Raw genomic sequence first — 12,804 nt, 5'->3', positions numbered from 1 at the left:
CCCCGCCCGCGGGGGCGTGCCCCGCGGGGGGTCCCCGGGGCGCCCGTCTCCCGGTCAGACGACGTGGGATTCTCTATCAGCCCAGTACCCGTCGCGCAGTCGGCGCTTGTACAACTTCCCGTTGGGGTCACGTGGAAGCTCCGTGACGAAGTCCACCGTGCGAGGACATTTGAAGGAAGCCAGCTCGTTACGGCAGAAGTCGATGAGCTCGGACTCGAGTTCCGGGCTTGCCGACGCCGGATCTGCCAACTGGACCACAGCTTTGACGGCTTCTCCCATTTCGTCGTCCGGAACGCCGATCACGGCGGCGTCGACCACCGCGGGGTGACCGACGAGGAGGTTCTCTGTCTCCTGCGGATAGATGTTCACTCCTCCCGAGATGATCATGAATGCCTGGCGATCGGTGAGATAGAGGTAGCCCTCGGCGTCGAGATATCCCATGTCGCCCAATGTCCGCCACCCCTGCTCGTTGGTGATGGACGCGGTTTTCTCGGGATCGTTGTGGTACTCGAACGCTCGACCGCCCGCGAAATACACCACGCCTACCTCCCCCGGGGGAAGCTCTCGACCGTCGTCGCCCACGATGTGGCACTCCTGCATCGGCCGGCCCACCGAACCGGGATGCGACAGCCACTCTTCGGGAGAGATCGCGGACGCGCCCACATCCTCTGTACCCGAGTAGTACTCGTGGATGATCGGTCCCCACCACTGCATCATCTGCTGCTTGACGGCGACGGGGCAGGGGGCAGCACCGTGGACGACCTCCCGCAGGCTCGACGTGTCGTACCGAGCGCGGATGTCGTCGGGCAGTTTGAGCAACCGCACGAACATGGTGGGGACGAACTGCGCGTCGGTGACCCGGTACTTCTCGATCAACTCGAGACACGTGCGTGCGTCGAAGTTCTCCATCACCACGACAGTGCCGCCGAGCCGATGCCAGGACATCGAGAAGACCAGTGGCGACGCATGATACAGCGGAGCGGGCGAGAGATAGACGACGTCCTGACGCGGACCGTTGCGCAGGAGACCGCGGGCGATGAGAACGGGCGCGCACGAGGGATCACCGAGCGGCGTGCCCGGCCACGGTTTGCGCACGCCCTTCGGAAAGCCCGTGGTGCCACCCGAGTACAGCATCTCCCGGCCCTCGATTTCGCCCTCGAGGTGTTCGGCCGACTCGCTGCGAAGCACGTCGTCGTAGTGTTCGAATCCCGGGATCGACCCGCTCGCCGACACGAGCACCCGAATGGCACCGAGGTCGAGATTCTCGATCACCTCGGCCATTCCCTCGCTGCTGACGAGGGCGACCGCACCGCAGTCGCTCAGCACGTGCTGGACCTCACCGGCCCTGAAATGCCGGTTGATCGCCGTGTAGTACAGGCCTGATCTTTGTGCTGCCCAGCAGATCTCGAGGAACGGGCGGTTGTTCTCCATGAGGATCGCGATGTGGTCGCCGGGGCGCAGTCCCCGGGATCGGAGTGCTCGCGCGAACCGGATCGAACGCTCCTCGAGTTGCGCGTAGGTCACGGTCTCTCCGCTGGACGCCATGACGATCGCGGGCCGGTCCGGGTGGGCGCGCGCGTGGGTGCTCGGTATCAACAGTTCCTGGGTTTCGGTCACGGACTCTCGCCTTCTTCGTCGACCGCCGGCCCCGCCGACGAAACGGAAACATTGTTCTCACACACTAGAACTTTGTTCTTGCTCTAGGTAGGTTCGGATTCACGGGTTTCCGGTTTTCTGGACCGACGCGAAAAGCAGGGATGTTCATATGGACGGATTGAAAGGCAAAGTCGTACTGATCGCGGGTGCCGCAACCGGACTCGGCGCCGACTCCGCGCATCGCCTCGCCAGGGAAGGCGCCCGGGTCGTCGTCGGCGACATCGATGCGGAGGGAGCCGAGCGCACCGCCGCCTCCATCCGCGCAACAGGCGGTGAGGCGACCGCGGCGCAGTTCGACATCTCCGACGACGATTCCGTGCGGGCCCTCGTAGCGTCGACGGTGGACGGTTACGGCGGACTCGACGCGGTCCACATCAACGCCGGCGACATGGCCGCCGTCACCAAGGATTCCGACGTGGTGAGCATCGACCTCGACGTGTGGGACCGCACGGTCGCCGTCAATCTGCGCGGCCACATGCTCGTCACGCGGCACACCGTTCCCCTGCTGCTCGAACGCGGAGGCGGTGCCATCGTCTACACCTCGTCGATCGCCTCGTTCACCGGTGATCCGCAACGGCCCGCATACTCTGCGACGAAGGCGGGGATCAACGCTCTCGCACGCCATGTCGCGTCGCGGTGGGGACGCGAAGGCATCCGCGCCAACGCGGTGACACCGGGCCTGATCCTGACCGACGAGATCCGGGAAGGCGCGCCGCCCGACCTGCTCGCCGGAATGCTCGCGCGCACGCGCAGCACCCGCCTCGGGGAAGCTGCCGATGTGTCGAGCATGGTCGCGTATCTGATGTCCGACGACGGGTCCTGGATCAACGGGCAGGTCGTCAACGTGGACGGCGGAACCGTCCTGCGTTGACGACCTACTCCGTCTCCGTGGCGCGCTAGTTCTGCTCGGCCGCGGCGTCTCCCAGCGAAACGCCGTGTGCCTGTTCGAGGTAGCGCACCACCGCGGTCTGGTCTGCCCCCGGTTCGAGGGCGTCGACCGCGGCATTCCAGACTCGGCCGATGGCCTCTCCCAGCACCGGCTCGATCCCCTGGTCGTGCGCCAGGTCGAGCGCGATGCCGATGTCCTTGCGCATCAACGCGGCGGCGAATCCGGAATCGAAGGTCCGCGACAGCACGAACTTCTCGTACTTCGTCTCGGTGGCCTGATTGCGGCCGCTCCCCGCGTTGAGCACCGCGAGAAGGGTTTCCGGCGCGATGCCGAACTTCCTGCCCACGAGCAAGGCTTCGGCCGCGACGAGGACATTGTTCGCGGCCAGCAGGTTGTTGAGCGCCTTGGCCGCGTGTCCCGAACCGACCGCACCGACGTGGATGATCTCCTGTCCGGTCTCCTGCAACAACGGGCGGACCCTGTCGACAACAGCGGTGTCACCACCGACCATCACGGCGAGGGCCGCCTGTTCGGCCTTCGCCACCCCGCCGCTGACCGGCGCGTCGACGACCGAAATCCCCTTCTCTCCGGCGATCCGGGCGAGGCGTTGTGTGCGCGTGGGCACGCTCGAGCCCATATCGATCAGCACGGCGCCCGGACGGAGATGCGCGAGCAGGCCGTCCTCACCCAGCACCACGGCGTCCACGATGTCGCTGGTCGGCAGGACCAGGATCACGGCATCACAGTCGGAGAAGTCGGCGAATCCCGCGGCACCGCTGACTCCGGAATGCTCGTCGACGAAACGCTGCTGAGAGTCGATGTCGGCATCGCGTACCACCAGTGGCCGGACGCTGCGCGCGAAGTTGCGCGCGATCGGGCGGCCCATAGCACCGAGACCGACGTGCCCCAGGCGGCGTACCGACGTCGCACTCATGCTGTCGCCTCCTCGGCGGAGGAGGTGCCGGACTCCGCTGCGTCGAGCGGTCCCAGTTGTTCCACGAGTGTCGCCTGGACGACCCGCATCGCGGCGAGTCCCGCCGGCGCGCCGACGTACGCGGTGGCGTGGAGTACCGCCTCGGATATCTCCCTGCGGGTCAGCCCGTTCCGGAGTCCCGCGCGCACATGGGTCGCAAGTTCGGTGTGCTGCCCGAGCGCGATGAGCAGTGACACCGTGACGAGGGACCGGTCGCGCCGTCCCAAGCCGTCGCGAGTCCACACACCGCCCCAGACGAACTCGCTGACGTAGCCCTGGAGGGCTTCCCCGTCCGTGCCCGCGTTGCGGGTCAGCGCCGCATCGACATACTCGTCGCCCAGCACATCCCTGCGTTCGGTGAGTCCGGCGTTGTAGACCGTCTCGTGTGCTGCGGCGACGCCGCTCCGCACGGTGGTGCCCTCTGGAGACATCGGTGATCCCTTCGTGGCCGGCGGCTTCAGAGCCGGGCCGAATCGAGTTTGACTGTGACGCATTTGACCTGGCCGTAGTGGTGGAGCGCTTCCACACCCTTTTCGCGGCCGTACCCGCTGTGCTTCCAGCCTCCGAACGGTGTCTGCACCGACCCGGTCGACCAGGTGTTGACGAAGACCTGGCCGGTGCGCAGGCGCCCGCTGACGGTGAGGGCACGCGAAATGTCCCTCGTCCATACGCCCGCGACCAACCCGTAGTCGGAGTCGTCGGCGATCGCGATCGCCTCGTCCGCCGTGTCGAACGGGATGACCACGACCACCGGACCGAAGATCTCCTCCCGGGCGATGCGCATCGCGTTGCCTACTCCGCTGTACACGGTGGGGTCGATGTAGAAGCCGCCGGATTCGGCGGCGAATGCCGACACCGTGCCGCCGGTTTCTACACGCGCACCTTCCGATTCGGCGATCTTGAAGTATTCCTGCACCTTCTCGAACTGGTCTCGAGTGATGAGGGGGCCCATGTCGTGGCCGACGCGGATGCGGGACACCGCGTCCACCAGTCGGGTCACCACCTCGTCGTGCACGTCGCGCTGCACGAGAAGGCGGGTTCCGGCCGAGCACACCTGCCCCGCATTCGCGGTGAAACCCTGCACCGCTCCCGCCACCGCCGCATCGAGGTCGGCGTCGGCGAACACGATGTTCGCGGATTTGCCGCCCAGTTCGAGGGTGGCCGGGATGACCCGGTCGGCCGCGATACCGGCGATCACGCGTCCGGTGGGCACCGAACCGGTGAAGGCAACCTTCGCGATATCCGGATGATGGACGAGCGCCGCCCCGGCTTCGGCCCCCGTACCGAGCACCACGGTGAAGGCGCCCTCGGGGAAGCCCACTTCGGTGGCCAACTGCGCGAGCCGCACGCTGGAGGCGGAAGTGTTCTCGGAAGGCTTGACAACCACCGTGTTTCCCGCCGCCAGGGCGGGAGCACACGCGCGTGCGGACTGGTTGAGCGGAAGGTTCCACGGGGTGATCACGCCGATCACACCGAACGGCTCACGAATGGTGAACACGTGCTGGTCGGGCGCCACATCCAGGGTTTCGCCCGCAGGCATGCCGACAAGCCCGCCGTAGAACTCGAAATAAGTCGCGGAATTCTCCACCTCCGCGAGCGCGACCTTCTCCGGCTTTCCGGTTTCACTGATCTCGAGCGCCGCGAGGACCGATGCGTCGGCCCGCATCGCACGGGCGAGATCGACGAGAAGCCGCCCCCGAGAGAGCGCAGGAATGGCCAGCCATCGGGCGGTCGCCTTCACCGCGGCCCGCACGGCTGCGTCCACGTCGGCGGCATCACCTCGCGCGACCTGCCGTACGGTCCGGCCGGTCGCGGGATCGGTGACCGCGAGGTACTCACCGCCGGCGGGTGGTACTGCCGCGCCGCCGATCCAATGGTCGAGCGTCTCCATGATGTTGCCTTCCGGGAGTTGTCGAAGAACGCAGTCGTCTTCGAGTGCCGCGGCTATCGCGCCGCCGATGCTGTCTGCTGTCCGCCCGGGCGGGTACCGCTGTGCCGCCGTCGCGCAGAGCCCTCCGAATCTTGCCTCGTTGCACCCAACGGCGGCAAGGCATCCGGGGCGAGCAACGCACGGCGCTCATGGAGGAAGTCGTGCGGGTAGCCCAACGTTATCCGTGACGCATCGTCGAGTTGCGCGAGGTGCGCGTCGTTCAGCACCACCGAGGCGGCACCGAGATTGTCCCGCAGTTGCGCAACGGTCCGGGCTCCGATCGAGACCATCGGTCCCCGGTGCCTCACCCATGCGAGCGCCACCTGCGCCGGCGAGTGCCCGAGTTCCTGTCCGATCGAGCGCGTCACCTCGAGCACGCGTCGCACACGGCCCGACAGCCGAGCCAGGCTCTCGTCGGTGTGCTCGCGTGCCAGGGCGCCGCGGGCGAGGGGACTCCAGGCACTCACCGCGAGCCCGAGTTCGTCCGCCATGGGCAGCAATTCCCGCTCCGGCGTCCGCGCGACGAGCGAGTACTCGATCTGCATCGCGCAGAACGACGTCCATCCTCTGAGTTCCGCGATCGCGTCCGACCGGGAGACAACCCATGCCGGTGTGTTGGAAATGCCGAGGGCCAGGACTTTTCCCGAACGCACCAGATCGTCGAGTGCGCGGAGAGTTTCCTCCGCCGGTGTGCAGCGGTCCCATGCGTGCACCCACAGCATGTCTACGTAGTCGGTGCCCAGCCTCCTCAAGCTCGTCTCGACACTGCGCCGCAGACTCTTGCGGTTGCTCCCGCCGGAGTTCGCGTCGTGCGGGTCGGTCGGCAGTGTGTACTTGGTGCTCACGACCACGGCATCGCGCTCGGGGGCGATCAACCGGCCGAGGATCTCTTCGCTCGCACCGTTGGTGTAATTGTTGGCGGTGTCGACGAAATTTCCGCCGGCTGCCCGATATTCGTCGTAGACCTCGCGACTGGTCGCCTCATCGGCACCGAATCCCCATTCCGTTCCGAAGGTCATGGTCCCCAGGCACCACTCGCTCACACGGATACCCGAGGATCCGAGAACCCGTTGCGCCATCCCGCTCGACCGCTGTTCAGGCATCGTCGTCCACCACCCAGTTGACGAAACGGTGCAGCGGATACATGCCGTCGTGGGGTCCACCCATGCTGCCCTTCAGGGCGCTGCCCAGTCGCACGATGCGCTGGACCCCGGCAGTGGCGAGGAGGTCGCGGATCTCGGCCTTCCGTGACGCGGGGTAGACGCCGACGGTCTGCGTCGCGACTGTGGCGTAGGACGCGGCCTCGCGCATCGCCGCGACCGGGATGACGTTGACCGTCTTGTCGGTCGGGTGGAAGTCCACCATCTCCGGGGAGCGCACCACGAGACCACTACCGTCGAACGTCCCCCATACCCGGTATTCGGGTTCGAGGAATCGCATGCCCTCGACCGCGTCCCGGATTTCGGCGCCGGGCTTCGGCCCGAATGCTTCCGCGAAATCGCGGTCCACGCCCAGTCGCTCGTGCAGCAGCGCACAGAACCGGTCCACCTGCTCGTCGTCGCCTTCGACACAGATGTGGCGGGCCGCGAGACACGCATCCTGGTTGAAGATCGTGGCGTCGAGGGCGGCAAGTTCGGCCACCTCACGCAGTGTCTCCTCCGACTCGAACGCCTCACGTCCGACGATCGACATGGAAACCTTGGGGTCGAACGAGATCAGCTGGAACCCCGGACCCACATACTTCGCGGCGTTCTCGATGGCAGAGCCACCGCCCCACGCGACGAGTTTGTCGAAGTACTGCGAGCGGTAGAGCACGTTTTCGACGGCCTCGTCACCGCCTCGCCAGTACACCGCGGACATCGAACGGAGCACGGGATGATCGGGAGCGATATCAGCCATCGTGCGCAGCACGGCCACGGTGGTGAACGGATCGGCAGACGGCATCTTGAAGAGGTTGATGCCTTTCGTCAGGGCCGCGTCGGCGATCGTGGTCATCGCGGCGCTCGGAGAGTTGCCGGCCATCATGTGGACCAGTCGCGGAGGGAACGCACGAACCCGGCTCACGCTGCCGTTCGGGTCGGTGCGTTCGGTCCAGCCGTCGAGAACGTCGAGACTCCCGAAGGTCCGTTCGAGCCGGTATTCGAGTGCCGCTCTGGTGAGGAACTGTCCCGGGCGAGCGAAGGTGTTCTCGATGATCCGGCGGGGCAATGCGCTGACCTGAACCGTCATCTCGAGTGATTCCTGGAGGTACTCGTTCTTCTCCAGAGTCAGGTACTGCGCGGTTTCGACCAGGAAGTCGATGATCTCCGAGACCGGAACGTCGAAAGCGGGTCCGACCTCCGAGCGTGGGGCGAACAGGCCGTTGTACTCGAGACGTGGGGTCACGAACGGCACACCGAAGTCGCGGGAAAGGTATTCGCTCTCCTCCCCCCAGACGAGTTCACCGCGGACGAAGTGCGGCACCCGGATCGTGGACGCGGGCGGCGCGGAAGCAGTTGTGGTCATGGTCGTCTCACTGTTCGATGAAGCCGCGGACGTACGCATCCATGGTTCCGGCGCACGTGATCTTGTCGTCGTTGCCCAGGTCCGAATATCGCGCGATATCGGGAAGAATCGTCTCGCCGGCGTGCCCGCACGGGCACACCCCCTGTTCGACGACGATGCGGTCGCCGGAGATCGTTCCGCCCCAACGTCCGTCGACGGTCAGGTCGAAGAAAGCTGCACGGCCTTCGGCTCTTCCGTCCACGACGTCCGCGAGTTTTTCGCCGTCCTTGTCGAGTACGAACAGCACGAGTCCGTCGGGAACGTGGTAGCGCCCACCGAGGCACCGTGGCATGCGGAGGTTGAGTTCCTGCATGGAGTAGTAGTGGAAGAACCGCTCGGGCGCGATATTGAGCATTCCGAAGATCTGCTCCTGGTAATCCGCGGGCAGGGTGCTGCCCTTGAGTCCGCCGCCGACCGTCAGTGCGTTGGCGCCCGAAATGCTGCCTTCGCGGGCACCCTTCTCCCGGAGGATTTCCACCAGGCGGAACAGCTGTGTGAACTGGGCGTTGAAGAAGATCTCCTCGGTGGGCCGCGCAAGGATGTGGTCCGCCCAGTGGTGCAGGCGCCGTTCCTGTTCTGCCGCACGCCCGTGCGCCTCCGCCTCGAACGCAGCGATGTCGTCCGGGGTGGCGGTGCCGTCGGCCATGGCTCGTCGCATGGCTTGCAGCCGGGCCATATAGCGGTGGTGACCGACCGGCGGAGTGCCTTCGAACAACGGGATGCCGTCGGGACGGCGGTAGTTGTCGATGATCAGGTCGCGCATGGCGACGTGTGCGCTCTGCCCGGTATCGGGTCCGACGGGGATGACGTGCCAGCGGCGTTCCGGCGGCATTCCGAGTTCGGTGAGCCCGTCGATCATGTTCTGCATGTTGGCTTCGCGGTCGCGGACCGACTTGTTGAGGAAGGAACCTTTGCCGCTCGTCCCGCTCGAGCTGGACACGAGGTGGCCGGCCGCCTCGAGTGCCTCGATCCACTCGTCGACGTCGGAGACGCCCGTGACGTCGACCTCGGTCACGCGGTGCGTCGACAGCGAGTCGATCCAGCGATTCATGCTCGACCAGCGGCCCTTGGCGATGAGCGATTCCGGGTAGCTCTTGTAGGTCGTGTGCGGGAACAGCAACGGAACCATGTCTTCGCGGGACGTGATGGCGGTGATGCCTTCTGCCTCGGCGCGCTGATGCAGCACAGGGACCTGACGGCGTCGCTCCTGAAACTTCGCGTCGATCGCTTCGATCACGTCGTTCTTGTCTTGCGTAAGTGACATTTCCCCTCCGGCGGTATGCGATTCCGGTAACCATACCCACGGGTCAAGTTTTCTGTCTATGCCCGGATCGCTTTGGCACACTGGCGGATATGACGAGTTCCACGGCCCCCGGCGAAGGCACGAAGCGAAACAAGGGCGGACGCCCCACAGCCGAACAGGCCTCGGATCTCGATCGCCGTATCCGGGAAAGCGCCCTCGAGCTGTTTCTGGAACACGGCTACGAAGGCACGTCCATGAACGGCATCGCGGCCGCAGCCGGCACGACGAAACCCTCGCTGTATGCGCGTTTCCCCACCAAGGAGGCGGTGTTCCGATCGGTGATGGGATGGGCGGTGCAGCGCACCGACTGGCCGTTCCCCGAACCGCCGGAGCCCCCACTCGACGACCTCGAGGGCGCCCTGACCGAGATCGCCACGACCGCGCTCCGGCGGGCACTCGATCCGTCGATGGTTCGTCTCGAACAGGTCGCGATCGCGCACGCTTCCAGCTATCCCGAGATCGCACGCCGGACGTACGGACGCGGCGCGTGGCCCCGGACGAAACTCGTCGCCGACCTGCTGCGGCACCATGCCGGGAAAGGCGCCGTCGACGCGGACGATCCGGAGATGCTCGCCGAGTTGTTTCTCGGTATGGCAACGAGCGCACCCGCCCGTCTCGCGTCGTTCGGCATCATCCGCACGCCGGCCGATATCGAATCACACACGCGCGCAGCGGTGACACTGTTTCTCCGGGGACTGCGACCGGCGTGACAACCGGCCGGCGACATGCGAGACGGGCGCCCGTCAGAAGGCGCCTGCGGCGATCTGGTCGAGGACGGGAAGCAGCACCTCGTCACCGGCGCTCGGAATGTCGACGACGACACGGTCGACCGGCATCTGCCGGAATCGCTCGAGCACGTCGGCGAGGTCGGGGCGGATCGCCTGCAGGACGGTCACGCGGATGTCGCCGGGGTCGCGGCCGACCCGCTCCCACTCCTCGCGGAGTTGTTTCAGATCACCCTCCAGCGTGTCGACCACGTGGTGCCCCATCGGGATCCAGCCGTCCGCCCATGCGGCGACCCTGCGAAAGCCCACCGCGCCCGGGCGCACACCGAGCAGCAACGGAGGATGCGGGCGTTGCAGGGGTTTCGGCCCGACTCTGCTGGGAGAAAGCCGAACATGTTTACCGTCGTACGCCGCTTCCTCGTCGGTCCACACACTCTTCATCAGAGCGATCTTCTCTTCGACCACCGCGTACTTGTCCCGAGCATCGAACCCGTGGTCCTCGAACTCGTCGTTGTTCCAGCCGAATCCGACACCGAGAACCAGCCGGCCGCCCGACATGACGTCGAGCGTGGCCACGGCCTTGGCATACGAGATCGGGTCGTGCCCGCCGGGAAGCGCCGTGCACGTTCCGACGACGAGATTCGTCGACGCCGCGACGAAGGACAATCCCACGAGCGGATCCCACAGACCGAAGTAACGGTCGGGCACCGGCCCGCCACCCGGAAACGGTGTGTTCCGCGCTGTCGGTATGTGGGAATGTTCAGGAACGAACAGGGATTCGAATCCTCGCTCCTCCGCAGCACGCGCGAGGCCCACGAGGGGCATCGATGTGTCGGTGCCACCGTAGTGGAGGCCGACCCCCATGGTGGGGCTCATGCGTCCGCTCGTCGTCGCGCACTCGCGGCACACACACCGCCGTCGACGAGCACGTCGGTGCCGTTGACGAATCCCGCATCGTCGGACAGCAGGAACGCGACGACAGCGGCAAGTTCGTCGGCGTCGCCGGTCCTGCCGAGCGGTGTCATATTCACCATCGCGCCGATTCGTTCGTTGTGCTCCGCCTCCTGCCGGCCCTGTGGCGTGTCGATCATGCCGGGCGAGACCGAGCATGCCCGCGCTCCGACGGCGCCGAGCCGAACCGCTTCGTCGCGCGCGAACTGCTGCACGCCGTATTTCGCCCACGCGTACGCGACGCCGGTGTGCTCCACCGCCTCACCCACCGATTCGCGCACACGATCGAGGAAGTCCTCGGCGAGCGGGTCCGACAGCACCGCCGTGATCTCCGGAGAGGCGTGGATCTGCCCGATGGTCGGCGCCATCGAGGCGAAGTACACCGAGGCGGTACCGGCGGTCGCCAGCGGACGCAACGCTTCCGCGAGCAGAGCCGTGCCGACGAGATCGACGGAGAAGATCCGGCGCCAATCGGCCATGGTCGGCGAGATACCGGCCGCATGCGCAACCGACCGGAGGGTACCGAGTTCGGCGACGCGGCGAGCGAGTCGCGCGAGGCCGTCGGCGTCGGTGACGTCGAGCACGAACGGTTCGACCCGGGTCCGTTCGGTCGACAACCCCTCGGCCGCGGCGGTCACCGTCGCCTCCTCCAGATCGATGAGCAGCAGCGTGTCGACCGTGCCGACCATCCGCGCCGCGCACGCGTATCCCATTCCCCGGCCGGCCCCGGTCGCAATCCCGACTGTTGTCACAGTTTTCGCCCCCTGGTAAGTGCGGTGTCGTGTCCGGCGTTCAGTGTTGCGGTGCCCAGCATCCCGACAACCCGGGTTCGGCTGCGCGGGTGACGAGTTCGACGAGCAGCCCCGTCCGGCTGCGCGCGAACGCGAAGAACAGTCCACCTCCGGGCGCGTCCCGCGTGGCCTCCACGGAGTAACCCTGCCGTTCGAGTTCGGCACAGTCCGCATCGACGTCGTCGGACCAGTACCCGAGGTGGTGCACCCCGGAGGTCGCCTGCCACATGGTTCCGGGGACGCTCGCAACGACTTCGATCCGTGGCGTCGTGACGGAATAGGAGCATTCGAGCGTCACCACGGCGTCGCCGGTCGGGAGTTTCACAGGTACAAGACCGCCCACTTGCGGCCCCCAGCTGTAACCGAGCAGGTCCGACAGCTCGTCACGTGCCGCCCCCGGGTCGTCCGCGACGATCCCGAAATGGAACAGATCCTCTGCCTTCACTGCCGCCTCCGAACGTAGGGGTTTCGCAACCACCCGAACCCGTGTAAGAATCGTATTCTGAGTTGCGAGAAAGATATTCTCACAGTTGGAGAGGAGGCACAATGGCGTGGGACTTCGAAACCGATCCCGAGTACCAGGAAAAGCTGGACTGGGCTGACGCGTTTGTGCGAAACGAGGTAGAGCCGCTCGACCTGGTGTGGGAGCACCAGCAGTTCGTGCCGCTCGACGGACTCCGCCGCAAGGCCATCGATCCCCTCAAGGAGCAGGTCCGGCAGCAGGGACTGTGGGCGACGCATCTCGGCCCCGAACTCGGCGGCCAGGGCTACGGCCAGCTCAAACTCGCGCTGCTCAACGAGATCCTCGGGCGGTCGTCGTGGGCACCGATCGTGTTCGGCTGCCAGGCTCCGGACACCGGTAACGCCGAGATCATCGCGCACTACGGAACCCCCGAGCAGAAGGCGCGCTACCTGCAGCCGCTGCTCGACGGGGAGATCTTCTCCTCGTACTCGATGACCGAGCCCCAGGGCGGCGCCGACCCCGCGCAGTTCCGGACCCGCGCCGGGCCGGGCGGGGGCGGCCGGGGGGGCGACAGGGGGG

General features: G+C 66.5%; 13 protein-coding genes. 3 read left to right on the top strand and 10 right to left on the bottom strand.

Features of this window, described 5'->3' with window-relative positions:
- Positions 1-54 precede the first annotated feature (54 nt).
- Entirely contained in the window at positions 55-1,617 is a 1,563-nt protein-coding gene (locus TVH25_RS18065; RefSeq protein ID WP_422425082.1) for an acyl-CoA synthetase, read from the bottom strand.
- Between the two features lie 148 nt (positions 1,618-1,765).
- On the opposite strand from TVH25_RS18065, the gene TVH25_RS18060 reads away from it, so the two are divergent.
- Entirely contained in the window at positions 1,766-2,527 is a 762-nt protein-coding gene (locus tag TVH25_RS18060; protein WP_422425081.1) for an SDR family NAD(P)-dependent oxidoreductase, read from the top strand.
- A gap of 25 nt (positions 2,528-2,552) precedes the next feature.
- On the opposite strand, the gene TVH25_RS18055 is transcribed toward TVH25_RS18060, so the two are convergent.
- Genes TVH25_RS18055 through TVH25_RS18030 form a run of 6 tightly spaced genes read right to left on the bottom strand, consistent with a single transcriptional unit; the run spans position 2,553 to position 9,256 of the window.
- Positions 2,553-3,479 (bottom strand): NAD(P)-dependent oxidoreductase, encoded by a 927-nt coding sequence (locus tag TVH25_RS18055; protein WP_422425079.1) that lies wholly within the window; start codon positions 3,477-3,479, stop codon positions 2,553-2,555.
- Positions 3,476-3,949, bottom strand: a complete 474-nt coding sequence (locus TVH25_RS18050) for a carboxymuconolactone decarboxylase family protein (protein WP_169622036.1) — start codon at positions 3,947-3,949, stop codon at positions 3,476-3,478. Before TVH25_RS18050 ends, TVH25_RS18055 begins: the two co-directional genes overlap by 4 nt.
- A gap of 26 nt (positions 3,950-3,975) precedes the next feature.
- Positions 3,976-5,409, bottom strand: a complete 1,434-nt coding sequence (locus TVH25_RS18045) for an aldehyde dehydrogenase family protein (protein WP_422425078.1) — start codon at positions 5,407-5,409, stop codon at positions 3,976-3,978.
- 53 nt (positions 5,410-5,462) lie between these two features.
- Positions 5,463-6,551, bottom strand: coding sequence for an aldo/keto reductase (locus TVH25_RS18040; RefSeq protein ID WP_378529009.1), 1,089 nt, complete (start codon positions 6,549-6,551; stop codon positions 5,463-5,465).
- Positions 6,544-7,953, bottom strand: coding sequence for an acyl-CoA reductase (locus TVH25_RS18035; protein WP_422425076.1), 1,410 nt, complete (start codon positions 7,951-7,953; stop codon positions 6,544-6,546). Before TVH25_RS18035 ends, TVH25_RS18040 begins: the two co-directional genes overlap by 8 nt.
- Positions 7,954-7,960: 7 nt before the next feature.
- Positions 7,961-9,256: a hypothetical protein gene (locus tag TVH25_RS18030; RefSeq protein ID WP_422425074.1), complete on the bottom strand. Its 1,296-nt coding sequence runs from the start codon at positions 9,254-9,256 to the stop codon at positions 7,961-7,963.
- Positions 9,257-9,345: 89 nt separating this feature from the next.
- On the opposite strand from TVH25_RS18030, the gene TVH25_RS18025 reads away from it, so the two are divergent.
- Positions 9,346-10,005, top strand: a complete 660-nt coding sequence (locus TVH25_RS18025; RefSeq protein ID WP_378529012.1) for a TetR/AcrR family transcriptional regulator — start codon at positions 9,346-9,348, stop codon at positions 10,003-10,005.
- Between the two features lie 33 nt (positions 10,006-10,038).
- Here TVH25_RS18025 and TVH25_RS18020 read toward each other — a convergent pair whose 3' ends face one another.
- Genes TVH25_RS18020 through TVH25_RS18010 form a run of 3 tightly spaced genes read right to left on the bottom strand, consistent with a single transcriptional unit; the run spans position 10,039 to position 12,207 of the window.
- A complete protein-coding gene (locus TVH25_RS18020; RefSeq protein ID WP_422425072.1) occupies positions 10,039-10,896 on the bottom strand; it encodes a TIGR03619 family F420-dependent LLM class oxidoreductase in 858 nt (285 codons plus the stop codon).
- The gene (locus TVH25_RS18015) at positions 10,893-11,723 is read right to left on the bottom strand and encodes an SDR family oxidoreductase (protein WP_422425070.1); all 831 of its coding nucleotides are present in this window, start codon (positions 11,721-11,723) and stop codon (positions 10,893-10,895) included. Before TVH25_RS18015 ends, TVH25_RS18020 begins: the two co-directional genes overlap by 4 nt.
- A 40-nt stretch (positions 11,724-11,763) precedes the next feature.
- The gene (locus TVH25_RS18010) at positions 11,764-12,207 is read right to left on the bottom strand and encodes a VOC family protein (RefSeq protein WP_169622030.1); all 444 of its coding nucleotides are present in this window, start codon (positions 12,205-12,207) and stop codon (positions 11,764-11,766) included.
- Between the two features lie 101 nt (positions 12,208-12,308).
- On the opposite strand from TVH25_RS18010, the gene TVH25_RS18005 reads away from it, so the two are divergent.
- On the top strand, positions 12,309-12,804 hold a 496-nt coding region (locus TVH25_RS18005), incomplete at its 3' end, for an acyl-CoA dehydrogenase family protein (protein ID WP_422425068.1).

Origin of the sequence: Rhodococcus sp. 7Tela_A2 (assembly GCF_049311045.1) — a bacterium.
Taxonomy (GTDB): Bacteria; Actinomycetota; Actinomycetes; order Mycobacteriales; family Mycobacteriaceae; genus Rhodococcus.
Note: the sequence above shows the minus strand (reverse complement) of the source record. Positions and strands in the feature narration are given on the sequence as shown.